General features: G+C 51.5%; 24 protein-coding genes and 1 pseudogene. 14 read left to right on the forward strand and 11 right to left on the reverse strand.

Annotation, left to right across the window (positions count from 1 at the left end):
• Positions 1 to 28: 28 nt before the first annotated feature.
• Positions 29 to 694: a MarC family NAAT transporter gene (locus tag QEN31_RS11925; protein ID WP_000968968.1), complete on the reverse strand. Its 666-nt coding sequence runs from the start codon at positions 692 to 694 to the stop codon at positions 29 to 31.
• Positions 695 to 952: 258 nt separating this feature from the next.
• On the opposite strand from QEN31_RS11925, the gene marR reads away from it, so the two are divergent.
• From marR to marB, 3 genes are read left to right on the forward strand one after another with little or no spacing between them, the layout of a single operon-like run.
• The gene (marR, locus tag QEN31_RS11930) at positions 953 to 1,387 is read left to right on the forward strand and encodes a multiple antibiotic resistance transcriptional regulator MarR (RefSeq protein WP_000843434.1); all 435 of its coding nucleotides are present in this window, start codon (positions 953 to 955) and stop codon (positions 1,385 to 1,387) included.
• Positions 1,388 to 1,406: 19 nt separating this feature from the next.
• Entirely contained in the window at positions 1,407 to 1,790 is a 384-nt protein-coding gene (gene marA / locus QEN31_RS11935) for an MDR efflux pump AcrAB transcriptional activator MarA (protein WP_000091194.1), read from the forward strand.
• A 28-nt stretch (positions 1,791 to 1,818) separates the two neighbouring features.
• Complete coding sequence (gene marB, locus QEN31_RS11940) at positions 1,819 to 2,034, forward strand: multiple antibiotic resistance protein MarB (RefSeq protein WP_000783049.1); 216 nt, start codon at positions 1,819 to 1,821, stop codon at positions 2,032 to 2,034.
• A gap of 118 nt (positions 2,035 to 2,152) precedes the next feature.
• On the opposite strand, the gene eamA is transcribed toward marB, so the two are convergent.
• Positions 2,153 to 3,055 (reverse strand): O-acetylserine/cysteine exporter, encoded by a 903-nt coding sequence (gene eamA / locus QEN31_RS11945; protein WP_000987751.1) that lies wholly within the window; start codon positions 3,053 to 3,055, stop codon positions 2,153 to 2,155.
• Positions 3,056 to 3,282: 227 nt separating this feature from the next.
• Here eamA and ydeE point away from each other — a divergent pair, with 227 nt between their 5' ends.
• Entirely contained in the window at positions 3,283 to 4,470 is a 1,188-nt protein-coding gene (gene ydeE / locus QEN31_RS11950; protein WP_001068050.1) for an efflux MFS transporter YdeE, read from the forward strand.
• 247 nt (positions 4,471 to 4,717) lie between these two features.
• Positions 4,718 to 4,813, forward strand: coding sequence for a protein MgtS (gene mgtS, locus QEN31_RS11955; protein ID WP_000901531.1), 96 nt, complete (start codon positions 4,718 to 4,720; stop codon positions 4,811 to 4,813).
• A 347-nt stretch (positions 4,814 to 5,160) separates the two neighbouring features.
• Here mgtS and QEN31_RS11960 read toward each other — a convergent pair whose 3' ends face one another.
• Complete coding sequence (locus QEN31_RS11960; RefSeq protein WP_000776348.1) at positions 5,161 to 5,553, reverse strand: YdeI family stress tolerance OB fold protein; 393 nt, start codon at positions 5,551 to 5,553, stop codon at positions 5,161 to 5,163.
• Positions 5,554 to 5,979: 426 nt separating this feature from the next.
• Between QEN31_RS11960 and QEN31_RS11965 the strand changes: the two genes are divergently transcribed.
• Positions 5,980 to 6,507 (forward strand): 2-oxo-tetronate isomerase, encoded by a 528-nt coding sequence (locus QEN31_RS11965; RefSeq protein ID WP_001235357.1) that lies wholly within the window; start codon positions 5,980 to 5,982, stop codon positions 6,505 to 6,507.
• A 119-nt stretch (positions 6,508 to 6,626) separates the two neighbouring features.
• On the opposite strand, the gene QEN31_RS11970 is transcribed toward QEN31_RS11965, so the two are convergent.
• Together QEN31_RS11970 and dcp are read right to left on the reverse strand one after the other, a co-directional pair.
• Complete coding sequence (locus QEN31_RS11970; RefSeq protein WP_000807642.1) at positions 6,627 to 6,809, reverse strand: general stress protein; 183 nt, start codon at positions 6,807 to 6,809, stop codon at positions 6,627 to 6,629.
• Between the two features lie 344 nt (positions 6,810 to 7,153).
• Positions 7,154 to 9,196 carry a peptidyl-dipeptidase Dcp gene (gene dcp / locus QEN31_RS11975; RefSeq protein ID WP_000106265.1) on the reverse strand — a complete coding sequence of 681 codons (2,043 nt, stop codon included), beginning with the start codon at positions 9,194 to 9,196 and terminating at the stop codon, positions 7,154 to 7,156.
• Positions 9,197 to 9,334: 138 nt separating this feature from the next.
• On the opposite strand from dcp, the gene ydfG reads away from it, so the two are divergent.
• The 3 genes from ydfG (at position 9,335) to ydfZ (ending at position 11,281) form a co-directional block, all read left to right on the forward strand.
• Complete coding sequence (gene ydfG, locus QEN31_RS11980; RefSeq protein WP_000636564.1) at positions 9,335 to 10,081, forward strand: bifunctional NADP-dependent 3-hydroxy acid dehydrogenase/3-hydroxypropionate dehydrogenase YdfG; 747 nt, start codon at positions 9,335 to 9,337, stop codon at positions 10,079 to 10,081.
• A 129-nt stretch (positions 10,082 to 10,210) separates the two neighbouring features.
• Positions 10,211 to 10,897, forward strand: coding sequence for a GntR family transcriptional regulator (locus tag QEN31_RS11985; RefSeq protein ID WP_000215563.1), 687 nt, complete (start codon positions 10,211 to 10,213; stop codon positions 10,895 to 10,897).
• A 180-nt stretch (positions 10,898 to 11,077) separates the two neighbouring features.
• Positions 11,078 to 11,281 (forward strand): putative selenium delivery protein YdfZ, encoded by a 204-nt coding sequence (gene ydfZ / locus QEN31_RS11990; RefSeq protein WP_000989267.1) that lies wholly within the window; start codon positions 11,078 to 11,080, stop codon positions 11,279 to 11,281.
• A gap of 66 nt (positions 11,282 to 11,347) precedes the next feature.
• Here ydfZ and QEN31_RS11995 read toward each other — a convergent pair whose 3' ends face one another.
• From QEN31_RS11995 to QEN31_RS12015, 5 genes and pseudogenes are all read right to left on the reverse strand, one after another.
• Positions 11,348 to 12,814: a mannitol dehydrogenase family protein gene (locus tag QEN31_RS11995; RefSeq protein ID WP_001181258.1), complete on the reverse strand. Its 1,467-nt coding sequence runs from the start codon at positions 12,812 to 12,814 to the stop codon at positions 11,348 to 11,350.
• 143 nt (positions 12,815 to 12,957) lie between these two features.
• Positions 12,958 to 14,337: pseudogene (locus QEN31_RS12000) on the reverse strand (MFS transporter).
• Positions 14,338 to 14,390: 53 nt separating this feature from the next.
• Positions 14,391 to 15,410, reverse strand: a complete 1,020-nt coding sequence (locus tag QEN31_RS12005) for a Zn-dependent oxidoreductase (protein ID WP_064047159.1) — start codon at positions 15,408 to 15,410, stop codon at positions 14,391 to 14,393.
• A gap of 10 nt (positions 15,411 to 15,420) precedes the next feature.
• The gene (rspA, locus tag QEN31_RS12010) at positions 15,421 to 16,635 is read right to left on the reverse strand and encodes a starvation-sensing protein RspA (protein WP_000706269.1); all 1,215 of its coding nucleotides are present in this window, start codon (positions 16,633 to 16,635) and stop codon (positions 15,421 to 15,423) included.
• Between the two features lie 121 nt (positions 16,636 to 16,756).
• Positions 16,757 to 17,083 carry a YnfA family protein gene (locus tag QEN31_RS12015; RefSeq protein ID WP_000921389.1) on the reverse strand — a complete coding sequence of 109 codons (327 nt, stop codon included), beginning with the start codon at positions 17,081 to 17,083 and terminating at the stop codon, positions 16,757 to 16,759.
• Between the two features lie 151 nt (positions 17,084 to 17,234).
• On the opposite strand from QEN31_RS12015, the gene QEN31_RS12020 reads away from it, so the two are divergent.
• Together QEN31_RS12020 and speG are read left to right on the forward strand one after the other, a co-directional pair.
• Entirely contained in the window at positions 17,235 to 17,576 is a 342-nt protein-coding gene (locus QEN31_RS12020) for a DUF1283 family protein (RefSeq protein ID WP_001066440.1), read from the forward strand.
• Between the two features lie 35 nt (positions 17,577 to 17,611).
• Positions 17,612 to 18,172, forward strand: coding sequence for a spermidine N1-acetyltransferase (speG, locus tag QEN31_RS12025; protein ID WP_000199997.1), 561 nt, complete (start codon positions 17,612 to 17,614; stop codon positions 18,170 to 18,172).
• A gap of 40 nt (positions 18,173 to 18,212) precedes the next feature.
• Here speG and QEN31_RS12030 read toward each other — a convergent pair whose 3' ends face one another.
• Positions 18,213 to 18,923 (reverse strand): YnfC family lipoprotein, encoded by a 711-nt coding sequence (locus QEN31_RS12030; protein ID WP_000743119.1) that lies wholly within the window; start codon positions 18,921 to 18,923, stop codon positions 18,213 to 18,215.
• 103 nt (positions 18,924 to 19,026) lie between these two features.
• Between QEN31_RS12030 and QEN31_RS12035 the strand changes: the two genes are divergently transcribed.
• The 3 genes from QEN31_RS12035 (at position 19,027) to ynfF (ending at position 24,464) form a co-directional block, all read left to right on the forward strand.
• Entirely contained in the window at positions 19,027 to 19,335 is a 309-nt protein-coding gene (locus QEN31_RS12035; protein ID WP_000975514.1) for a DUF1161 domain-containing protein, read from the forward strand.
• Positions 19,336 to 19,491: 156 nt separating this feature from the next.
• Entirely contained in the window at positions 19,492 to 21,930 is a 2,439-nt protein-coding gene (gene ynfE / locus QEN31_RS12040; RefSeq protein ID WP_001117604.1) for a selenate/tellurate reductase subunit YnfE, read from the forward strand.
• Between the two features lie 98 nt (positions 21,931 to 22,028).
• Complete coding sequence (gene ynfF / locus QEN31_RS12045; protein WP_000705276.1) at positions 22,029 to 24,464, forward strand: selenate/tellurate reductase subunit YnfF; 2,436 nt, start codon at positions 22,029 to 22,031, stop codon at positions 24,462 to 24,464.
• The last annotated feature ends 8 nt before the right edge of the window (positions 24,465 to 24,472 follow it).

Below are 24,472 nucleotides of genomic sequence, written 5' to 3' on the forward strand. Positions count from 1 at the left end.
ACAGGTTTCCGGCAGACGAAAATGCGCCTTAGTGGTACGTTTTAATAATTTCCAACACGCCGTTGATAATAAATTGCACGCCCATACACACCAGCAGGAATCCCATTAAGCGGGAGATCGCTTCAATCCCCCCTTTACCCACCAGCCGCATAATAGCGCCAGAACTGCGTAAGCATCCCCACAGGATCACCGCCACGGCAAGAAAAATAATCGGCGGCGCGACCATAATGACCCAGTCGGGAAACTCGCCGCCATGACGCACCGTGGAAGCGGAACTGATGATCATTGCGATGGTCCCCGGTCCTGCGGTGCTTGGCATAGCCAGTGGAACAAACGCAATATTGGCCGTCGGTTCGTCTGCCAGCTCCTCCGATTTGCTTTTCGCTTCCGGCGACTCATGCGCCTTCTGCTGCGGGAAAAGCATTCTGAAGCCGATAAACGCCACGATTAACCCCCCGGCGATCCGTAGCCCTGGAATCGAAATACCGAAGGTGTTCATGACTAACTGCCCGGCGTAGTACGCCACCATCATAATAGCGAAGACATAAACCGAAGCCATATAGGACTGCCGGTTGCGTTCCGCACTATTCATATTGCCCGCAAGGCCAAGAAACAGCGCCACGGTGGTTAGCGGATTGGCTAACGGGAGCAGTACGACCAGCCCCAATCCAATCGCTTTAAACAAATCCATCATAATACTATCTCTTACCCATCAGCGTTTCATGAACCGGAAGTATAAAGTGAAATTGCCCAGGCGCGCCATTTCGCCAGTGTGCAAGTTAATATCCTCTACAACCTATAACCTGTAATTATCAATTAGTTACAAGTTATCACAGCACAATACCCCGGACGCCTTTTAGCAAATCGTGGCATCGGCCAATTCATTTAGTTGACTTATACTTGCCTGGGCAATAGTATCTGACGAAATTAATTACTTGCCGGGGCAACCATTTTGAAAAGCACCAGTGATCTGTTCAATGAAATCATTCCGCTGGGTCGCTTGATCTACATGGTAAATCAGAAAAAAGATCGCCTGTTAAATAACTATTTATCCCCGCTGGATATCACCGCAACACAGTTTAAAGTGCTTTGCTCGATACGCTGCGCGGGATGTATTACCCCGGTTGAACTTAAAAAAGTGCTGTCTGTCGATCTCGGCGCATTGACGCGGATGCTCGACCGCCTGCTGTGCAAAGGCTGGATCGAAAGACTGCCGAATCCTAATGACAAACGCGGCGTACTGGTGAAGCTAACGCCGGACGGCGCGGCAATTTGTGAGCAATGTCATCAACGACCAGGGCAAGACCTGCATCAGGAATTAACAAAAAACTTAACGGCGGACGAAGTGGCAACGCTTGAGTATTTGCTCAAGAAAATTCTGCCGTAGACAAAAAAGAGGTATGACGATGTCCAGACGCAACACTGACGCTATTACTATTCATAGCATTTTGGACTGGATCGAGGATAACCTGGAGTCGCCGCTCTCACTGGAAAAAGTGTCTGAGCGTTCAGGATATTCCAAATGGCACCTGCAACGGATGTTTAAAAAAGAGACCGGTCATTCATTAGGCCAATACATCCGCAGCCGTAAAATGACGGAAATCGCGCAAAAATTAAAAGAGAGCAACGAGCCCATTCTCTATCTGGCGGAACGCTATGGCTTTGAGTCACAGCAAACATTGACCCGGACGTTCAAAAACTATTTTGATGTGCCGCCACACAAATACCGGATCACCAATATGCATGGCGAATCACGGTATATGCTGCCGCTGAACCATGGCAACTACTAGTTTGTTTATGCGCCACGCGAAGAGCACCATGAAAATGCTGTTTCCCGCCCTGCCGGGTCTGTTACTTATCGCCTCCGGATATGGCATTGCAGAACAAACTTTGTTACCTGTGGCGCAAAATAGCCGCGATGTGATGCTGCTGCCCTGTGTAGGCGATCCGCCAAATGACCTTCACCCCGTGAGCGTGAACAGCGATAAGTCAGATGAATTAGGCGTGCCCTATTATAACGACCAACACCTTTAACCTCTTTGCCCCGTTTTGCGGGGCATTTTTTTAGTACCGTCTGGCTATGACAAGTCCGCCGCTATTACCCCGCGGCATGGTCTGAAATTAGCGTTTGTCTTCTTAGTAACATAATGCCTCATCCGCTGACACGCGCAGTACGGCGCACACGAAATCCAAACACATTGATATAGAGTCCAGCCATAATCAGTACTGCGCCCGCAAGCTGCATCCCGGTCAACGTTTCCCCGAGTAACACCGCGGCGCTCGCCAGCCCGACTACCGGCACCAGCAATGATAACGGCGCCACGCGCCAGGTCTCATAGCGCCCCAGTAACGCGCCCCAGATGCCGTAGCCAAGTATAGTGGCGACAAAAGCCAGATAAAGCAGCGACAATATCGTCGTCATATCGATGGTAATAAGGCTTTGCGTAATGTGATCCGCCCCCTCCAGTAGCAGCGATGACAGCAGGAACGGCAGGATCGGGATCAGCGCGCTCCAGACCACCAGCGACATCACCGCCGGGCGCGGACTATGTTGCATAATTTTTTTATTAAAGATATTGCCGCAGGCCCAGCTAAATGCCGCCGCCAGAGTCAGCATAAATCCCGACATCGCTATATGCTGTCCGTTGAGACTGGCTTCAATCAATACCAGTACACCTATAATCGCCAGGGCGATCCCCGCCAACTGCTTACGTTGTAACCGCTCGCTAAAAACAAACGCCCCCAATGCCATGGTAAAAAAGGCCTGCGCCTGTAATACCAACGACGCCAGTCCTGCGGGCATACCAAACTTTATCGCGCAAAAGAGAAAGGCGAACTGCCCAAAGCTTATCGTCAGCCCATAGCCCAGCAACAGCGTAAGCGGGACTTTAGGCCGGGCGACAAAGAAAATTGCCGGAAACGCCACCAGTAAAAATCGTAATCCTGCCAGCAATAATGGCGGCATATGGTGCAGGCCTACTTTGATGACAACAAAATTGAGCCCCCATACGACAACCACCAGTAACGCCAAAAAACCGTCTTTACGCGACATCATCGGCCCCTGTCATTATTAAAATTTTGTAAAAAGGTAAGTTATCGGAAATCAGTGCGCCATAACAGGACTTTTCTTTTTACCGTGAGCATGGCATTGAACAACACACGATGGGCAAAATCCTGCGTTATGGTATGTTAAGACTACGCTATAGCGTATAGACATCATGCTTTTGCGGGCACGGTAGATTAAAACGTCCCGATACGTAACCTCCATTTCAGGCAGGAAAAATGAATCCAGGATTGAGACGTTCGACGTTGGCTCTACTCGCCTCATCGCTGTTATTGACAATTGGACGCGGCGCCACGCTCCCCTTTATGACCATCTATCTTAACCGTCAGTACGGTTTAGGCGTGGATCTGATTGGCTACGCGCTGACCAGCGCGTTAACGATCGGCGTCATCTTTAGTCTTGGCTTTGGGATTCTGGCGGACAAGTTTGATAAAAAGCGCTACATGTTACTCGCGATTATCGCCTTCGCCTGCGGATTTATCGCCATCCCAATGGTGCATAATGTCGTACTGGTTGTCCTGCTTTTTGCGCTTATTAACTGCGCCTATTCGGTTTTTTCTACCGTCCTGAAGGCCTGGTTCGCCGATAATCTCACCGCGACAACAAAAACACGGATTTTTTCGCTCAACTATACCGTACTCAATATCGGCTGGACGGTTGGCCCGCCGCTCGGCACGCTGCTGGTGATGCAAAGCATCAATTTACCCTTCTGGCTTGCCGCCATCTGCTCCGCATTCCCGCTGGTCTTTATTCAGGTATGGGTGACACGATCGGTTGCCGCCAGCGAGGGGAAAAATGCCGCTATCTGGTCTCCCTCCGTTCTGCTGCGCGACAAAGCATTATTGTGGTTTACGCTTTCGGCATTTCTGGCCTCCTTTGTGGGGGGCGCCTTTGCGTCCTGTATTTCACAGTACGTTATGGTCGTTGCCGATAGCGGCTTCGCGGAAAAAGTGGTAGCCGTCGTCCTGCCGGTTAATGCGGTTATTGTGGTCAGTTTGCAATACGCCGTGGGCCGTCGACTTACCGCCGTCAATATTCGACCAATGATGACGACCGGCACCGTCTTTTTTATCGCCGGGCTCATCGGATTTATTTTTTCAGGCGACAATCTGTTTTTTTGGGGGCTTTCAGCGGCAGTATTCACGATTGGCGAAATTATTTATGCCCCCGGCGAATATATGTTAATTGACAACATTGCGCCTGCCGGGATGAAAGCCAGCTATTTTTCAGCGCAATCGCTGGGCTGGCTGGGTGCGGCGGTAAACCCGCTGGCCAGCGGCGTCATCCTGACGACGCTTCCAGCCTGGTCGCTTTTCGTTGTCCTGATAATCGCCATTGTGTTCGCCTGGGCACTGATGTTAAAAGGAATGCGGATTACCCCTACGCAACAGGCTATTACCTGTTAATTATCTGCAGCCAGTGATGTGCGCAGTTTCTGGCGCACCGGGTTAACCCTATATATTGCAGGCTAATTATCTGCTGTCACTGCGGTAATTCAGGAATATTCCTGGGCGCTGACGAAAATATTCTAATGCTTTACCCTTCCAGTAAAATAAATACGCAATTCAGACTTTGCTTAAGTATAAATTAGTACTATAGTCTGTACGAGGTTTTTTAAAAAAGAGGATGCACACTAAAATAAGGAGAAACGAGATGTTAGGCAGTATTAACCTTTTTATCGTTGTATTAGGAATTATTTTATTTTCCGGATTTCTGGCCGCCTGGTTCAGTCACAAATGGGATGATTAATGAACGGAGATAATCCCTCGCAGAGCCGGCCCCTTGCTGCATCGTTGCGCAAGGGGCCGCTTTTGTCTGGATGGCAGGCAAAAAAAAACCGCCGGTTCACCAGCGGTAAATGCTTGCATGGATAGATTTGTGTTTTGCTTATACGCTACCGGGCAAATTCTTGCGAGGATAACGGATCGCTAACGACTGTAGCACCGTCAATATCAATGAAGCTTAAACGATACGCAACCAGACCTGAATAAGACATTATGGGACCTTTTGTCCCCCAGGCGCTTTTACAAGACCCATGGTATCAGGCCAGCCGCGTGCCCCGTATGGCTGACCTGGAGATTGCCGGTTAGCGCGCGTTATTTTTGCAGTCGGTTCACGCGAACAAGCGGTTCCTTCGCTTTCTTGTCCAGGCTACCGTTAATGTTGATCATTTGATCCGGCTGAACTTCCCGCCCATCAAATACGGCGGAAGGAATTATCACGTTAATCTCGCCGGATTTATCACGAAATACATAGCGATCGTCGCCTTTATGATCAATAAGGTTGCCGCGCAGCGAAACGGTCGCGCCATCATGCAGGGTTTTTGCCTGTTCGATGGTCATTTTTTCTGCATCATCCGTACCGCGATAACCATCCTCAATAGCATGAGGCGGCGGCGGTGCCACGTCTTTTTTTAATCCCCCTTGATCATCCGCTAGCGCGTAAGGCATTATCAGAAAACTTAAAAATGCAGCCACCTGTAGTTTCATGCTCTCTCCTTAATAACGTCTATTTGACGTATTAAGTCTGGCCGCTATTTTTAGTTTTTACAAACATGAATTTACCCGCAGAATATTAAGCAATAAAATCAACCCATCCGGATTAATATGCAACCGATATCAGCGCCAGTGAGCGCGAAAGCGTAACGGCGTAATAGTTAACTTGCCACATAGCTGAAGTCATATGCATCAACGTCTGGATAGCAATTCAGAATAATCGGCTTTATTTTTTGAGGATAATGGCCTTCCACATAATCAATGACAGTCATCGCCGTAAGAAAGTAAGCAAGTTATGCAACAGCGGGTTTGTTGGTAACTGGATAAAATAATCATTCACTGACAATGTCATAAAATAAATATGCCATACTTGAGAAGAACGAACAGATTTCATTTGTCTCTGTAACGGAAAAATAAACGATGAGATTAGAACAGCACGATATTGTCACCCTTGATGAAGCCGAATCCGTCGATAGCCTGACAAAAAAACTTGGTGATTTACTGGTTAACCAGAAACTCCGTCTGACCACTGCAGAATCCTGCACTGGCGGGAAACTGGCTTCAGCATTGTGCGCAGCAGAAGATACGCCCTCATTTTACGGTGTGGGGTATGTCACCTTTACTGATGAAGCCAAAGCAAAAATCTTACGCGTACAACGCCACAGTCTTGCCGAACATACCGCCGTCAGCGAAGCGGTTGTTACTGAAATGGCACAGGGCGCTAAGGATCAGGCTGAGGTCAATATCAGCATAGCGATCAGCGGCTATGGCGGTCCGGAAGGCGGCGAAGATGGCACGCCGGCGGGCACAGTTTGGTTTGCCTGGAATATTAACAATACAACTTTTACAAGCCGACAACATTTCAACGGAGATTGTCAGGAAGTATTGGAAAAATGCGTACGCTTCGCCCTCGCTGAATTGCTTTTTCTGTTAACGAAGAAAGCATAAACAATAATTTCATCTGACCGGTCAGAATAACTCCCGGTCAGAATAAAAAAATGCGAGCCTATGGCCCGCATCGTATGTGCAATATTTCAGAATATATTTATGAAATATCAGCAGTAAAATTAATTGCCGGATTTCCGTCCACCACTGTGGCTATTTTGGCCACCTTTTTTACCCGCTTCAGATGCACGTTGTGGGTCGTTTTTAAAGTTCCCACCGCTATGCTGGCCGCCTTTACGACCTGCTTCTGAGGCTTTCTCTTTATCTTCTGCAAAATTACCGGAACCGCCGCGATGTTCTGCCATAATATAATCCTCATGATGATGTTGCGTTTTAAATATGATATGTCTTCTCATATCATGTGATACAGTTCTAAATCTAGTCGCCCTGTGCGCAGTGTCAAATTCATTTCTGCATTATTTACATAATACCATCACATGGCGGAAGATATATTTTTTGAAAACATCAACAGCGAAGCGGTAATAAATCTTTGGCAATCAAGCCACCACGGAAAAATAAGTAGAAAAATCCGAATGCACGCCCTCTTTATATTCAGACAACTTAACCCCATAAATTTAACTGGCTGTCATCAGAAGTTCAGGATTCATTTTCAGGCGGTTGTTCGACAGTGCCGAACAACCGTATCAGCTTAGCGATCGAGCCCACGATATTGCAACATGGGGTCAATATGCGGTTCATGTCCACGCCAGGCTGAATAAAGCGTTTCTAAATCAGTACTATTCCCCCGGGCAAGGATAGCATCACGAAAACGCTGCCCGTTTTCACGCGTCAGGCCGCCCTGCTCTACAAACCATTGATAACCGTCATCCGCTAACATTTGCGTCCACAGATAGGCGTAGTATCCCGCTGCATAGCCGCCGCCGAAGATATGGGCAAAATAACTGCTGCGATAGCGGGGCGGCACTGCCGGTAAATCAAGATGCTCGGCGGCCAGCGCCTGCTGCTCGAACTCAGCGACAGACTGCTCTGCTACGCTCTCCTCCAGCATATGCCAGCGCATATCCAGCAATGCGGCGCCGAGCAATTCAGTCATATCGTAACCTTTATTAAATAAACTCGCCTTGCGCATTCTTTCCTGTAAATCAGCAGGCATTTTTTCACCGCTGTCGACATGACGCGCGTAGCGTTCGAACACACGTGGATGGCTCGCCCAATGCTCATTAATCTGGGAGGGAAACTCGACAAAGTCGCGGGGCGTATTGGTACCTGAAAGCGTGGCATAACGCTGGACGGCAAACAAACCATGCAACGTATGACCAAACTCATGGAAGAGTGTAATAACGTCGTCCCAAAGCAGTAATGCAGGCTGCCCATCAACAGGTTTCTGATAGTTACATACGTTGTATATAACGGGCCGGGTTTCATTGAGTGTGGATTGCTCGACAAAATTCCCCATCCACGCGCCGCCGCTTTTCGAGTCCCGCGCGAAGAAGTCGCCATAAAATAACGCCATGCCGACACCATCGGAATCGAAAATCTCCCACACCCGAACATCAGGGTGATACACCGGAATGTCAAAACGCTCGACGAAGGTGATGCCGAATAGCTGGTTGGCGGTCCAGAAAACCCCCTCTTGCAACACCGTATTTAAGGCAAAATAGGGCTTCAGTTGCGCTTCATCTAACGCATATTTTTCCCGCCGTACCTGTTCGGCATAGAACATCCAGTCCCAGGCCTGAACGGTGTAGCCGCCCTGCTCACCATCAATGACGTTCTGAATTTCCGCCTGTTCATTGAGTACCCGCTGACGCGCTGGCGGCACAATGCCACGCATAAAGCTCAGTGCGGCTTGCGGCGTTTTCGCCATCTGATCGGCCATTTTCCATGCGGCATAATTGGGGAAACCCAGTAGTTTTGCCTGACAGCGACGAATCTCTACCAGACGCTGAACGATAGCGCGGGTATCGTGGGCATCTCCTTTTTCCGCCCGAGTCCATGACGCTGCGAATAAATTTTCGCGGGTCTGGCGATCGCGCAGCGTAGCAAGCGCAGGCTGTTGCGTCGTATTAAGGAGCGGAATGAACCAGCGCTCCTCCAGGCCTTTTTCACGCGCCGCTTCAGCAGCGACGGTCATTTCTTCCGGGCTTAATCCTGCCAGGCAATGCGCGTCATCTACCGCCAGCCCGCCCGCTTTACTTGCCGCCAGCAGACGCTGATTAAACTGACTCATTAAGGTCGCGGATTCAGTATTCAATACCTTCAGTCGCGCTTTATCCTCTTCGGCAAGCTGCGCGCCTGCCAACACAAAACGCTGATGGATCACATCGACCAACCGTAGCGACTCATCATCCAGCCCCAGTGAGTGACGCTGTTGCCAGACGGCATCCACGCGAGCGAATAACGCGCTATTCAGATAAATATCGTTGGAGAGCGCCGCCAGCTCGGCAGAAAAGGCCTCATCCAACCGCTGGAGTTCATCGTTAGTGTGCGCGGCCGTCATCGCGAAAAAAACGCTGGTGACGCGTGACAGAAGCGCCCCACTTTGCTCCAGCGCCAGAAGCGTATTCGTAAAGTCAGGGGCCGCCGGATGATTGACGATGGCCTCGATTTCCACGCGTTTTTGCCGCACGCCCTCATCAAAAGCAGGACGATAATGGCAATCTTTGATCCGATCAAAACGCGGTGCCTGATAAGGCAACATACTCTGGTCTAACAAAGGATTCGTCGACATTTTTCACTCCTGAAAATAGGTTGATCATAAGAGTAAGCTTCCCCCTATGCTGACCGCAACCGTGTTAACCAGGATTACCCTTTCATAAACGCCGCGTGCTATGGTAATACAACACAAAAAGCGTTGAGGAACTGTGTGATGATCGTTTTAGTAACTGGAGCAACCGCAGGGTTTGGCGAGTGCATTGCACGCCGTTTTGTTGAGAATGGACATAAAGTCATTGCCACGGGACGTCGTCATGAACGCCTGCAAGCGTTAAAAGATGAGCTTGGCGAGAACGTATTGACCGCCCAACTGGACGTGCGCAACCGCGCGGCCATCGAAGAGATGATGGCCTCTCTGCCTGCGCAGTGGCGCGATATTGATGTGCTGGTCAATAACGCCGGTCTGGCGCTGGGTCTTGAACCGGCGCATAAAGCCAGCGTAGAAGACTGGGAAACTATGATCGATACTAATAATAAAGGCTTAATTTATATGACCCGCGCCGTGCTGCCAGGAATGGTCGAACGTAATCGCGGTCATATCATTAACATCGGTTCAACCGCCGGCAGTTGGCCTTATGCTGGTGGCAACGTCTATGGCGCGACGAAAGCCTTTGTGCGCCAGTTTAGCCTGAATTTGCGCACGGATTTACACGGCACGGCGGTTCGCGTGACCGACATTGAACCGGGTCTGGTTGGCGGTACCGAGTTTTCCAGCGTCCGTTTCAAAGGCGACGATGAGAAAGCGGGTAAAACTTACGAAAATACCACCGCGCTCACGCCAGAAGACATTACCGAAGCGGTATGGTGGGTGGCCACGCTCCCCGCGCATGTGAATATTAATACCGTTGAAATGATGCCTGTTACCCAATCCTTCGCAGGGCTCAGCGTCCACCGTAGCTAAGGGGTTATACCCGGTCTGCGGGCCGGGTAATCCCTGGCAAACGTATCTGCAACCAGAAACATGATCGGTATAGACCACCACGGAAAAGTGGTAGAGTATCCGGGTCAACCGCCTAAAAAGTAAGAATGAATGACCGTCGAAACGCAGCTTAACCCTACACAGCCTGTCAACCAGCAAATTTACCGTATTCTTCGGCGTGATATCGTGCATTGTCTTATCCCGCCTGGCACGCCGCTATCAGAAAAAGAGGTCTCAACCCGTTTTAACGTTTCGCGTCAACCGGTGCGCGAGGCTTTTATAAAGCTGGCGGAAAATGGGTTGATTCAGATCCGCCCTCAGCGCGGTAGTTATGTGAATAAGATTTCGCTTTCTCAGGTACAGAATGGCTGCTTTGTTCGGCAGGCGATCGAATGCGCGGTGGTCCGCCGTGCGGCGGCGATGATCACCGACAACCAGTGCTATCAACTGGCGCAAAACCTGCACCTGCAACATATTGCTATCGAGCGCAAACAGATTGATGATTTTTTCCAGCTTGATGACGATTTCCACCAAAAGCTGGCGCAGATCGCCGATTGCCAGTTAGCGTGGGATACCATTGAAAATATCAAAGCGACAATCGACCGGGTTCGCTATATGAGTCTGGATCATGTTTCTCCGCCGGAGATGTTGTTGCGCCAGCACCATGATATTTTCTCCGCGCTGGAAAATCGTGACGGCAATGCGGTTGAGAGCGCAATGACCCAGCATTTGCAGGAAATTAGCGAATCCGTTCAGCTTATCCGTCAGGAAAACAGCGGCTGGTTTAGCGAAGAGTAACCCCCTTTAACGTCGGGGTGAGACGCCTTCTCCGCTTTCTCACCCTGCACATTCCCGCCTAAAAAGCCGTGAGCTTGATCAAAAACAAAAAAAATTCGCAACGATAAGCGTATTTATATGTCGCCCGTCATGCGGGGAAACCTGCGGGCTTTGGCTGTAAGTTTGAAAGGAGAAAACACCATGATGACATACGATCGTAACCGTAACGCAATCACTACCGGTAGCCGGGTCATGATAAGCGGCACGGGTCATACCGGGATTATCAAAGCCATTGAGAGCGAAGGTCTGGATGCAGGTCAAATTCGCCGCGGCAAAACGGTGATTGTCGAAGGTTGTGAAGGTAAATTCGCGCCGGTCGAACTGATTCGTCTTGGCATGAACTGATACCACTGGCCGCTAAGAACCGCTCCGGCCTTCCCGGTAGCATAATGCTACCGGGTCTCTGTTACGCTATTTCAACCGCTCGGCATATTTCGCCACACTCGCTTTCGCGCCATATGTCAGTAAACTGTCATAGGCTTCTTGCACTTTTTGCGTAAACCGCGCCGCCTGCGGCAAATCGTTGCCGAAAATTTCAGCCATTCCCAGCAGCGCCTTAACACGACTGGCGCCTTCTTCACTGTTTGCCACGGCGCGCTGAATAACCGGCAATAGCGGATCGCTGACGTCGATCGCCTTACCCTGCTCATCCACGCCGCCAACGTAACGCATCCACCCCGCCACGCCCAGCGCCAGCAAATCAAAATCGCTATGATTAGCAAGATGCCAGCGAACGGAGTCCAGCATACGCTGCGGAAGTTTCTGGCTGCCATCCATCGCAATCTGCCAGGTACGATGACGCAGCGCCGGATTACGGTAACGCGCAATCAACTGATCGGCATAACGCTGTAAATCTACCCCCTGGACTTTCAGCGTGGGCGCCTGCTCGCGTAACATTAACGCCTGCGCGGTCAGACGATAGTTGTCGTCAGCCATGCAGTCATTAATATGCTGATAGCCGGCAAGATACCCCAGATAAGCCAGGAATGAATGACTGCCGTTAAGCATTCGCAGTTTCATCTCTTCAAACGGAACCACGTCGGCGACCAACGTCGCGCCCGCGTTTTCCCACAGCGGACGACCCGCCACAAACGTATCCTCTATCACCCACTGACGAAACGGTTCACAGGCAACGCCCGCCGGATCGCGCACGCCGGTCAGTTGTTCGATTTTATCCAGCGTCTCCGGCGTGACCGCAGGGACAATCCGATCAACCATCGTTGACGGAAATGTCACGTTTTGCTCGATCCATATCGCCAGTTCCGCATCCACCTCCCGGGCGTAAGCCGTCACAACCTGACGCGTCACATGCCCATTTTCCGGCATGTTATCGCAGGACATCACGGTAAATGCCGGTAAGCCTGCGGCTTTACGACGCGCTAACGCTTCGACAATAATACCCGGTGCCGTTAGCGGTTGATGCGGATTTTGCAGGTCGGCGGCAATCATGGGATGTTCCAGCAGAAGTTGGCCCGTGGCTGGCGAATGACAATACCCTTTCTCGGTAATGGTCAGAGACACAATCGCTATTTGCGGTTCGCACATCGCCGCCAGCACACGTTCCAGACCATCAACCTGGACATGCAACGCCGCTTTGACGACGCCCACCACACGCGCCGTCCAGGCTTCCGCCGACATCTCCGCCACGGTATAGAGGTTATCCTGCTGCTTTAGATCGGCAATCTGCTGTTCGCCGCCAATAAGATTAACCTCATAATAGCCCCAGTCGCTATGCTGCTCCGCAGCCAGAATATCTGTGTAAACCCCCTGATGCGCGCGATGAAACGCGCCAAAACCGAGATGGACCATCCGCGCCGCCAGCGCCGCGCGATCGTAATCAGGAAGCGTCGCCTTTGCCGATAAAAGCCTGTTTTGCATTTTATAACCTCTATATTCTGAAAGCGGAACAGTCGCAGAGTAACGCCTGCCCTGGTGCATTTGGATTTACGCTAATTAAACAAAAGTGACCGGACAGCATGGCCGAAACCGCATTAGCGTTCCGGCCATACCGTCGACACGATTTAACTCGTCTGGGTTGCGGAGTGGCGTAACTTCTCTGCCGCTGTCGCTTCCGCCGCATCCTCAGGCAGACTCAGGTCGCGATCTCTGACCTCCGGCATCAACAGCGCAGAAATCAGACCAATACACGAGTAGAGCACCAGCATAATTAAGATGGGCAGCCAGGAATCGGTCATGTTACAAAAGATCCCTGCGAGGACGGGGCCAAAACCGACCGCCACCAGCCCCCCTGCCTCTTTTGAAATCGCCATCCGGGTGAAGCGATTACGCGATCCGAAAATTTCCGCCATGGTGATGTTTTCCAGCGCAAATAATCCCAGCACGGCAAAGTTATGAATAACAATGAGCGCCGCCATAATTACGCCAGGGCTATACGTTTTATCTACCACAATAGACAGCATCGGTCAGGCGAGAATAATCGCGGAGATATTCAATATTATATACGGCAGCCGACGACCGTATTTATCGGACAACCACCCCAAGAGTGGGATAGTGATAAAACCAATTACGGAACTTATCATTAACGCATCGGTTGGGATAGATTTGTTAAATAATAACGTCTGAACCAAATATCCGGCAAGGAAGGTTTGAATAAGCCCTGAATTCCCCGCTTGTCCAAAACGTAAACCGGTGGCCAGCCAGAAAGATTTGCTGGTAAACATCGCGCCCAATGTATTTTCTGACGCAGGCGTTAACGCTGGCGATTTTTCACCTTCGCTTACTTTTTCGAATACCGGACTTTCTTTCAGATTCATTCGCAGCCAGATCGCGAATATCATAACAACGACGCTCGCCAGGAAAGGAATACGCCATCCCCAGGCGATCAGTTGTTCGCGTTCAAGCGCAAAGAACATCACCGCCCAGATCGCCGTCGCGCTCAACGTACCGCAATTGGTGCCCATCGCGACCAGCGAGGAAATGATGCCACGCTTTCCTTTCGGCGCATACTCGGCCAGCATGGTACCCGCGCCGGAAATTTCCGCCCCGGCGCCCAGCCCCTGTATAATTCGCAATGTTACCAGTAATACTGGCGCAAAAATGCCGATTTGCGCATACGTCGGCAGTACGCCAATCAGCGTGGTGCAGATCCCCATCATGGTGATAGTAATAAACAATACTTTTTTTCGTCCGATGCGGTCGCCCATTTTACCAAAAACAAAGGCGCCGATAATTCTGGCTATATAACCTGCACCATAGGTGCCCATTGCCAGAATAAGCGCCATCGCGGCAGACTGTTCCGGGAAAAATATCTCATGGAAGACCAGAGCCGCGCCTAGTGAATATAACTGAAAATCCATAAATTCAAGCGCGGTGCCTAACCAGCCAGATACGGCAGCGCGCACTAAATCCTGAGTCGATCGTTCATGCTTTATTTGTGTCATATAGGCAATCTCTAAGAGGTAAGATGCGTACCACTTACTCGCAATTATTTATATTATTTCGCAAACGTGAGTAAGACTTTGCAGCATTGACGCTGGTCTTTCTCGAAAAGCTCAATCGCGTCGGTGACATGTTGATAATCAAATGTATGCGTTATCAGCTTATCCGGATCAATAAGCCCTTTATTCAGCCAGTCAATCACGACCGGGAATTTATTGGCATTAAGACGCGATGAATAAATAGCCAGCTCTTTTCCGGTAATACCCTGCTGTACAATCTCACACGGGTCGCTGGAAAATCCCATCAGGATAATGCGTGCCGCAGGCGATGCAAGGGTAATCGCCTCTTGCAGGATAGCGGGATGACAGGCGGCATCGACAATCAAGGTCGGTTTTAGCGCCTTCTGCTGTAGAAATTCCGCCAGTGAATGTTGACCATTATTGAGGGTCCAGTCAGCGCCGCTCTGCTTCGCCATCGCTAAACGCTCTTCAATGCGATCAACGACTATGACCGTTTTAACCTGATAAACCCCCTTCAGCGCCTGTACGGTCGTCAGTCCCATCGGGCCTGCGCCATAGATAAGCGCCACGTCCTGCTCGGTCGGATTCACCTGCCCCGTCACATTTGCCGCAATGGTAAACGGCTCAACCATGACGGCATGATGATCTGCGATGCTGTCCGGTATGCGATGAGCATTACGGGCCGGCGCCACCGCATACTCGCTGAAACCGCCGTCACGATGCACGCCCAGCACCACCAGCGAGGTACACACATTGGGTTTACCGACTGAACAAGGGTAACAATGCCCGCAACTGATCACCGGATCGACGGATACCCGTTCTCCTATCCGGTCGTGATTGACGTTGTCGCCTACCGCGTCGATGACACCGAAAAATTCATGGCCTATGACACGGGGATATTTTGCAAAGGGATTATGTCCCCGATAAATATGACTGTCGGAACCGCAGATACCCGCCAGTTTCACTTTAATACGAACTTCACCCGGCGCAGGCTGCGGAAGCGCGCGCGTTTCGATAGTTAATGTATTCGGTTTTTCGATTACGATGCTTTTCATTTTTCGCTCCTTACCAGTTCCACAGTGTGCCGTCTTCCAGGCGGGCCACCGGCAAATAGGCTGGATCGTACGGATATTTCGCCGCCAGTTTTTCATCGAACTCAATGCCCAGTCCTGGCTTGTCGCCCGGATGCATATAGCCGCCCTCGAACGTCCAGTTATGCGGGAAAACCTCCAGCATCTGTTCGGAGTAGCCCATAAACTCCTGCACACCAAAGTTAGGCACCCACAGGTCGAAATGTAATGCAGCGGCCATACAAACCGGCGACAGATCGGACGGCCCATGCGAACCGGTACGCACCTGGTAGAGCGAGGCAAAATCAGCAATGCGGCGCATCCCGGTAATACCACCGGCATGGGTAAGCGTGGTGCGGATATAGTCAATCAATTGCTCTTCAATGAGCTGTTTGCAATCCCAGATACTGTTAAAGACTTCGCCTACGGCAATCGGCGTGACCGTATGCTGGCGGATGAGGCGGAAGCACGCCTGATTTTCAGCCGGCGTCGGGTCTTCCATCCAGAACAAACGATAGTCTTCAATACTTTTGCCAAAGCGGGCAGCCTCAATAGGCGTCAGTCGGTGATGCATATCGTGCAGAAGATGTTCATTAAACCCGAACGTATTACGCACGGCGTCAAACAGCTTTGGCGTAAAATCGAGATACTTTTCCGTTGACCACAATTGTTCTTCCGGCCACTGGCCTTTTGTCGCGGGCTCATAGGCCAGCCCCTTGCCTTTCGCCATGCCGTAGGTGGTTTTCATCCCCGGAACGCCGCACTGCACGCGGATTGCTTTGAACCCTTGCTCTTTATGACGCGCGTAGTCTTCCAGCACATCGTCGATGGTGTGGCCTGTGGTATGGCAATACACCATGACGCCTTCACGCGAAGCGCCGCCGAGTAACTGATACAACGGCATATTGGCGGCTTTGGCTTTAATATCCCATAGCGCCATATCAACCGCGGAAATGGCGGACATGGTGACAGGGCCACGGCGCCAGTACGCGCCTTTGTAGAAGAACTGCCAAATATCTTCGATGCGGCGAGCATCCCGCCCGATGAGCTGTGGGCACAGGTGATCGGTAAGGTACGAGGCCACCGGGAGCTCGCGTCCGTTCAGGGTGGCATCCCCCAGACCGGTGATCCCGTCTTCCGTGGTTATCTTTAAGGTGACGAAGTTACGCCCTGGACACGTAACAAAAACTTCAGCCCCTACAATCTTCATGTTTATTCCTTACATCGCATTATGGGATGCAGGAAATTTACCCAACTGAGCTACTACCATACAAGTATATTGATGTAAAAAGCGCTGCCAGATCACAAAATGTTCTGGTCGCGCGGCAATGTTACGTACGTCCCCATCCGACGACGATAATCAGCATTCCACACAGCGCGATCAGCGCGCCGCACCAGTCATAAACCGTGAGCCGGACGCCATCGACAACACGTAACCACAGGAGCGCAGTACAGACATATACCCCACCGTAAGCCGCATAAACCCGCCCACTCGCCGCCGGATGCAAGGTCAAAAGCCAGACGAATAACGCGAGTGACGCGGCGGCGGGCAGAAGCCACCACACGCTGGCGCCGCGCTTAAGCCATAGCCAGGGAAGAAAACATCCAATGATTTCACAGAGGGCGGTGACAAAGAAAAGCAGAGTCGTCTTTAGCATGAGATTCATTTGGTTACGAAATGATAAGTGATAATACAACAGAATATCGTTACGGTTATCCGGCCATTCTTGTGTATATGCCAGGCATAAGGATTGGTGTAGAATTTACAGGTGGTTTACCGCTTTTCCCCTCTAATGAAAGGATGTTGTGATGAACAATACGCTGAGCAAACGCCTGTGCCTGACGGCAATGCTTACGTTGGCGGCCGTTGTATATACTACTTCCGCATTCGCTGAAACCAGTAAACTGGTGATTGAATCGGGAGATAGCGCACAAAGTCGTCAGGAAGCGGCGATGGAAAAGGAACAATGGAACGACACTCGCAGTCTGCGCCAGAAAGTGAATACCCGCGCAGAAAAAGAGTGGGACAAAGCCGATGCCGCCTTTGATAACCGCGATAAATGCGAGCAAAGCGCCAACATCAACGCCTATTGGGAGCCCAATACGCTGCGGTGTCTGGATCGTCGTACAGGTCGCGTTATTACGCCCTGATGCAGGATAACTAAAAGGAAGTGTAAGGATACAGTATGACAAGTGACTACAAGGTCAGACTGCGCCCGCTTGAGCGTGAAGATTTACGATTTGTCCACCAGCTTGATAATAATGCCAGCGTTATGCGTTACTGGTTTGAGGAGCCGTATGAGGCTTTTGTCGAACTGTCGGATCTCTACGACAAACACATCCACGACCAAAGCGAACGGCGCTTTGTCGTCGAATGCGATGGTGAAAACGCCGGGCTGGTAGAACTGGTGGAAATTAACCATGTGCATCGGCGGGCGGAATTTCAGATTATTATCTCGCCGGAGTACCAGGGAAAAGGCCTGGCGTCACGCGCGGCCAAACTGGCGATGGATTACGGATTTACCGTACTCAACCTCTATAAATTGTATTTGATCGTCGATAAAGAGAATGAAAAAGCGATTCACATCTACCGTAAACTCGGGTTTAGAGTAGAAGGCGAGCTGATTCATGAGTTCTTCATTAACGGCGAATACCGTAACACCATCCGCATGTGTATCTTCCAGCAGCAGTATCTGGATGAACATAAAACGTCCGGTTCTACGCTCCTGAAACCCACCGCGCAGTAAACGCGGCGCGGCAGTCACGGAGAGTCGCACCGCGCCCGGTTTAGTAGTAATCGATACGATTTTTAATGGTGTAATGGTGGGACACTGCCGGCTTAACGCTCTCATCGACGATAACAAGCCGGCAGTCAACAGGGTTCGCGTACGCATCATATTCGCAGTTCTGTGTGACGTTGCCGACCTGTCGATCATCCACCCGGCTGACTGCCGTGTAATCCAGCTTTTTACGCGGGTCTGCGGAGGGTTTTGCCGTCACAGAGAGCGTATTCTGCGAGTTTATGGTTGTCTTACCTAACGGATAGCCTTCGCTATCATAGCGGTACTCGACCTTCATCTCTTTGCCCGTCGCCGATACCACAAAACCGTTGTCGTCCGTTTCCCAGGTCACGCCCGCCGAAGGCAACGCCGCCAGCTGGCACTTCCCCTGTAACTGCACCTTTTTTTCCAGCGTCTGAGCATCCCGGTAATAATTGGCATCCAGCACGAGCGCCAGCCCCGTATTATTCTCCAGATCGTGTAACTCAAGCGTATCAAAACAGCCTTCCTGTGAAAGCGTACCGGTGACCTGCTTCGCCACTTCGCCATTCTCACTCATCAATGTCTGGCTGAAATCCTTTACCGGACCACGTAATGGATCAAAATCAAATTCGTTCGAAAAACTGGCCATTTCCGGCGTAAAAGACTCAAGGGATTTCGGGTTATCACAACCTGCCAGTATCATGCACAATAACGTCAGTAAAAGGGGTTTCTTCACACGTATCACCAGGATGAAAAGATATTTATCATCATATTAGCAAATACAGTTATTTACACGAAAAATGCTAAGCTTAGAACATCGTCATTAATCACAGGAGTTCATGATGAAAATCGCAACTGCAATAGCCGCTCTGGCGTTAGTTAGCGCCCCCTCGCTGGTGATGGCGGCACCGGGATCGTGCGAGAGAGTAAAAAGCGATATCGAACAACGTATCATCAATAACGGCGTGCCGGCGGATAATTTTACGCTCACTATCGTTCCTAACGACCAGGCCGATCAGCCGGACTCACAGGTGGTGGGCCATTGCGCGAACGACACGCATAAAATTCTTTATACCCGCACCAACAGCGGCAATGCGCCAGCCAATACCTCTCCCGCTCAGGACGGTTCATCCGCCGAACCGCAATAACCTCCTCCTGCCCTCCGGGTCCGGAGGGTAACGCTCTTTGACATGGATTAATAATCCTTACTCCCAAAGGGGTAAACTCATTACATCATTAGCATGTTAATAATTTCGTTATAGTTATCAATATATAGCGAAATAATAACGACAATGGAGTGAGTGATGCCCGGAGAAAAGCAACAAACAGGCGTTAGCCGCAGGACGTTAGTGAAATCAGCGGCGCTTGGCTCACTGGCGCTGGCTGCCGGAGGCGTATCTTTACCGTTTGGGATGCGTACCGCGGCCGCGGCGGTGCAGCAGGCCATGCGCAACGAAGAAGATAAAATTGTCTGGGGCGCCTGTTCGGTCAACTGCGGCAGTCGCTGCGCCCTGCGTCTGCATGTAAAAGATAATGAAGTCTGGTGGGTTGAAACTGATAACACTGGCGACGATGTCTACGGCAATCATCAGGTTCGCGCCTGTCTGCGGGGCCGTTCAATCCGTCGGCGCATTAATCATCCGGATCGCCTTAACTATCCCATGAAACGCGTTGGCCGCCGCGGCGAAGGCAAATTTGAACGCATTAGCTGGCAGGAAGCACTGGACACCATTAGCGCCAGCCTGAAAAAGACCGTAGAGACCTACGGCAATGAAGCCGTTTATATCCACTATTCATCCGGCATCGTAGGCGGCAACATAACCCGCTCGTCGCCTGCCGCCTCGCCGGTGAAGCGTTTGATGAACTGCTACGGCGGTTCGTTGAATCAATACGGCTCATACAGTACCGCGCAAATTTCTTGCGCCATGCCCTACACCTATGGTTCCAACGACGGCAACAGCACATCCGATATCGAAAACAGTAAACTGGTGGTCATGTTCGGCAATAATCCGGCTGAAACACGCATGAGCGGCGGCGGCATTACCTGGTTTCTGGAGCAAGCGCGTGAACGCTCAAATGCGCGCATGATCGTGATAGATCCGCGCTATACCGATACCGCTGCCGGACGTGAAGACGAGTGGATACCTATTCGCCCCGGCACCGACGCCGCGCTGGTAGCGGGAATTGCCTGGGTATTGATTAACGAAAATCTCGTTGACCAGCCTTTTCTCGATAACTATTGCATCGGCTACGATGAAAAGACCCTTCCGGCTGACGCGCCCCCCAATGGCCATTATAAGGCTTATATTTTGGGCCAGGGCGAGGACGGTATCGCCAAAACGCCGCAGTGGGCATCGCATATTACCGGCATCCCCGCCGATCGGATTATCAAACTGGCGCGCGAGATAGGCAGCGTCAAGCCGGCCTACATCTGTCAGGGTTGGGGCCCGCAGCGTCAGGCGAACGGCGAACAAACCGCTCGCGCCATCGCCATGTTACCGATTCTGACCGGCAACGTCGGCATTCATGGCGGTAATAGCGGCGCACGCGAATCCACTTACACCATTACCATTGAACGTCTGCCGGTCCTGGAGAATCCCGTTAAAACCGCCATCTCCTGCTTTAGCTGGACGGACGCCATTGCGCGCGGCCCGGAAATGACCGCCCTGCGCGACGGCGTACGCGGCAAAGATAAGCTGGATGTCCCGATCAAATTTCTATGGAACTACGCTGGCAACACCCTGATTAATCAGCATTCGGATATTAATAAAACCCATGAAATTCTTCAGGATGAAGCGAAATGCGAAATGATTGTGGTCATCGACAACTTTATGACCTCTTCCGCGAAGTACGCTGATATTTTACTGCCGGATCTCATGACCGTCGAACAGGAGGATATCATCCCCAATGATTACGCCGGCAATATGGGATATCTGATTTTTATCCAACCGGCGACGACGCCTAAGTTCGAGCGCAAGCCCATCTACTGGGTACTCAGCGAAATCGCCAGACGCCTCGGCGACGATGTGTATCAGCGGTTTACCGAAGGCCGTACCCAGGCGCAATGGCTGCAATATCTGTACGCCAAAATGCAGGCAAGAGATCCGGCATTGCCCGCGTATGACGATCTGAAAAAAATGGGCATCTATAAACGCAAAGATCCCAACGGCCACTTTGTCGCCTATAAAAAATTTCGTGAAGATCCGCAGGCCAATCCGTTAAAAACGCCGTCCGGTAAAATCGAAATCTACTCAAGCAAACTCGCTCACATCGCCAGTACCTGGGAGCTGGCGGAAGGCGACGTGATAAGCCCACTGCCGATTTATACCCCTACTTTTGAAGGATGGGACGATCCGAAGCGGAGCACCTTCCCGCTACAGCTGTTTGGCTTTCACTATAAATCCCGTACCCATTCAAGCTACGGCAATATTGATGTTCTGCAGGCCGCCTGTCGCCAGGAGGTGTGGATAAATCCGCTCGATGCGCAAAAACGCGGTATCGCGAATGGCGATAAGGTTCGCGTCTTTAACGATCGTGGAGAGGTGCGTCTACCCGCCAAAGTCACGCCGCGTATTCTGCCGGGCGTCAGCGCGATGGGTCAGGGCGCATGGCATAATGCGGATATGGCTGGCGATAAAATTGACCACGGCGCCTGCATCAATACGCTCACGACGCTGCGTCCTTCCCCCCTGGCAAAAGGGAATCCTCAACATACAAATCTGGTGGAAATCGAAAAAATCTAAGCCGCCTGCTCCGGGACGTTTTTACGCGCCCGGAGCTCCCCGTTTTGCGAACACAACGACATTTAAAACTCTTTTTTGGATGAGCATAGTGAGCTGTTATGAAAATCACCAACCCTGAGGCATTAATGGCGGCCAGTATCAGCCGACGAAGCCTGGTGAAAACCTCCGCTATCGGTAGCCTTGCGCTTGCCAGTAGCGCTTTCACCCTTCCGTTCTCCCGCATCGCCCACGCCGCAGCAGACCTCGCATCCGGCAATGTGGCAGAAAAAGCGGTCTGGAGTTCATGTACCGTTAACTGCGGCAGTCGCTGCCTGCTGCGCCTGCACGTAAAAGATGACACCGTATATTGGGTTGAATCAGATACCACGGGCAACGATGAATATGGCAACCATCAGGTACGCGCCTGCCTGCGCGGCCGTTCTATTCGTCGTCGGATGAATCATCCCGATCGCCTGAAATATCCGATGAAACGCGTTGGTAAACGAGGAGAAGGCAAATTCGAACGTATCAGTTGGGATGAAGCGTTGGATACCATCGGCGATAACCTGAAACGTATCCTCAAGGACTACGGCAACGAAGCGGTACATGTCCTTTACGGTACCGGCGTGGACGGCGGCAATATTACCAATTCTAACGTACCGTATCGCCTGATGAACGCCTGCGGCGGCTATCTCAGCCGTTACGGTAGCTACAGCACCGCCCAAATCAGCGCGGCCATGAGCTATATGTTCGGCGGCAACGACGGCAACAGTCCGGATGATATCGCCAATACAAAACTGGTGGTGATGTTTGGCAATAACCCCGCGGAAACACGTATGAGCGGCGGCGGCGTGACATACTATGTCGAACAAGCGCGCGAGCGCTCCAACGCCCGGATGATCGTGATTGACCCGCGTTATAACGACACTGCCGCCGGCCGTGAAGACGAGTGGCTGCCGATTCGCCCTGGTACCGATGGCGCGCTGGCGGCGGCAATCGCCTGGGTGCTGATTACCGAAGATCTTATTGATAAACCGTTTCTGGATAAATACTGCATCGGCTACGACGAAACCACTCTGCCCGCCTCGGCCCCGCGTAACGCGCACTATAAAGCCTATATTTTGGGTCAGGGCGACGACGGTATTGCTAAAACGCCGCAATGGGCCGCGCAGATTACCAGTATTCCGGCGGAAAAAATCATTCAACTGGCGCGGGAAATCGGCTCGGCGAAACCGGCTTACATTTGCCAGGGCTGGGGACCGCAACGCCACTCTAACGGGGAGCAGACCGCACGCGCAATCGCCATGCTGTCTGTACTCACCGGTAACGTCGGCATAAATGGCGGTAATTCCGGCGTGCGCGAAGGCACCTGGGATCTGGGCGTCGAATGGTTTTCTATGCTGGAGAACCCGGTAAAAACCCAGATTTCGGTCTTTACCTGGACCGACGCTATCGATCATGGCGCGGAAATGACCGCCACACGCGACGGCGTGCGGGGAAAAGACAAGCTCGACGTGCCGATCAAATTTTTGTGGTGCTACGCCAGTAATACGCTGATCAATCAGCATGGCGATATCGCCCACACCCACGAGGTGCTTCAGGACGACAGTAAATGTGAAATGATCGTCGGTATCGAGCACTTTATGACCGCGTCGGCAAAATATTGCGACATTCTGCTGCCTGATTTAATGCCGACCGAGCAGGAAGATCTGATTTCCCACGAATCCGCAGGCAATATGGGCTATGTCATTCTTGGTCAGCCCGCCACCTCGCCGAAATTTGAAAGAAAGCCCATTTACTGGACGCTCAGTGAAGTGGCTAAACGGCTTGGTCCGGACGTATACCAGACCTTCACAGAAGGCCGCACGCAGCATGAGTGGGTCAAATACCTGCACGCAAAAACCAAAGCGCGTAACCCGGAAATGCCGGATTACGAAGAGATGAAACAGACAGGGATTTTCAAGAAAAAATGCCCGGAGGAGCACTACGTCGCTTTCCGCGCCTTCCGCGAAGACCCTGCCGCCAACCCACTGAAAACGCCGTCCGGTAAAATCGAAATCTATTCCGAGCGTCTGGCAACCCTCGCCAACACGTGGGAGCTGAAGAAAGATGAGATTATCCATCCTTTACCCGCCTATACGCCAGGCTTTGACGGTTGGGACGATCCGCTTCGTCAGCGCTACCCGCTACAGCTAACCGGCTTCCACTATAAAGCGCGTACCCACTCCAGCTACGGCAATATCGACGTCCTGCAACAGGCGTGTCCGCAGGAGATCTGGATCAACCCGATTGATGCGCAAGCGCGCGGCATTCAGCACGGCGACACCGTGCGGGTCTTTAACCAGAATGGAGAGATGCTCATTCCGGCAAAAGTCACGCCGCGCATATTGCCCGGCGTCACCGCTATCGGCCAGGGCGCCTGGTTAAATGCCGACATGTTTGGCGACAAAGTCGATCGCGGCGGCTCCATTAACATTCTGACGTCGCACCGGCCTTCCCCACTGGCGAAAGGTAATCCGTCACACAGTAATCTTGTTCAGGTTGAAAAGGCGTAAGGAGTAAC

The organism is Salmonella sp. SA15303, from assembly GCF_029962125.1.
In the GTDB taxonomy this organism is placed as follows: domain Bacteria; phylum Pseudomonadota; class Gammaproteobacteria; order Enterobacterales; family Enterobacteriaceae; genus Salmonella; species Salmonella enterica.

Bases quoted from the DNA above. Each gene is read 5' to 3' on its own strand.
- speG (WP_000199997.1), top strand. From the start codon at position 17,612: ATGACAAGTGACTACAAGGTCAGACTGCGCCCGCTTGAGCGTGAAGAT.
- ynfF (WP_000705276.1), top strand. From the start codon at position 22,029: ATGAAAATCACCAACCCTGAGGCATTAATGGCGGCCAGTATCAGCCGA.
- QEN31_RS11960 (WP_000776348.1), bottom strand. From the start codon at position 5,553: ATGAAACTACAGGTGGCTGCATTTTTAAGTTTTCTGATAATGCCTTAC.
- QEN31_RS11985 (WP_000215563.1), top strand. From the start codon at position 10,211: ATGACCGTCGAAACGCAGCTTAACCCTACACAGCCTGTCAACCAGCAA.
- rspA (WP_000706269.1), bottom strand. From the start codon at position 16,635: ATGAAGATTGTAGGGGCTGAAGTTTTTGTTACGTGTCCAGGGCGTAAC.
- QEN31_RS11925 (WP_000968968.1), bottom strand. From the start codon at position 694: ATGATGGATTTGTTTAAAGCGATTGGATTGGGGCTGGTCGTACTGCTC.
- ynfE (WP_001117604.1), top strand. From the start codon at position 19,492: ATGCCCGGAGAAAAGCAACAAACAGGCGTTAGCCGCAGGACGTTAGTG.
- QEN31_RS11965 (WP_001235357.1), top strand. From the start codon at position 5,980: ATGAGATTAGAACAGCACGATATTGTCACCCTTGATGAAGCCGAATCC.
- ydfG (WP_000636564.1), top strand. From the start codon at position 9,335: ATGATCGTTTTAGTAACTGGAGCAACCGCAGGGTTTGGCGAGTGCATT.
- QEN31_RS11970 (WP_000807642.1), bottom strand. From the start codon at position 6,809: ATGGCAGAACATCGCGGCGGTTCCGGTAATTTTGCAGAAGATAAAGAG.
- ydeE (WP_001068050.1), top strand. From the start codon at position 3,283: ATGAATCCAGGATTGAGACGTTCGACGTTGGCTCTACTCGCCTCATCG.
- QEN31_RS12005 (WP_064047159.1), bottom strand. From the start codon at position 15,410: ATGAAAAGCATCGTAATCGAAAAACCGAATACATTAACTATCGAAACG.
- QEN31_RS12020 (WP_001066440.1), top strand. From the start codon at position 17,235: ATGAACAATACGCTGAGCAAACGCCTGTGCCTGACGGCAATGCTTACG.
- dcp (WP_000106265.1), bottom strand. From the start codon at position 9,196: ATGTCGACGAATCCTTTGTTAGACCAGAGTATGTTGCCTTATCAGGCA.
- eamA (WP_000987751.1), bottom strand. From the start codon at position 3,055: ATGATGTCGCGTAAAGACGGTTTTTTGGCGTTACTGGTGGTTGTCGTA.
- ydfZ (WP_000989267.1), top strand. From the start codon at position 11,078: ATGATGACATACGATCGTAACCGTAACGCAATCACTACCGGTAGCCGG.
- QEN31_RS12015 (WP_000921389.1), bottom strand. From the start codon at position 17,083: ATGCTAAAGACGACTCTGCTTTTCTTTGTCACCGCCCTCTGTGAAATC.
- mgtS (WP_000901531.1), top strand. From the start codon at position 4,718: ATGTTAGGCAGTATTAACCTTTTTATCGTTGTATTAGGAATTATTTTA.
- QEN31_RS12035 (WP_000975514.1), top strand. From the start codon at position 19,027: ATGATGAAAATCGCAACTGCAATAGCCGCTCTGGCGTTAGTTAGCGCC.
- marA (WP_000091194.1), top strand. From the start codon at position 1,407: ATGTCCAGACGCAACACTGACGCTATTACTATTCATAGCATTTTGGAC.
- QEN31_RS11995 (WP_001181258.1), bottom strand. From the start codon at position 12,814: ATGCAAAACAGGCTTTTATCGGCAAAGGCGACGCTTCCTGATTACGAT.
- marB (WP_000783049.1), top strand. From the start codon at position 1,819: ATGAAAATGCTGTTTCCCGCCCTGCCGGGTCTGTTACTTATCGCCTCC.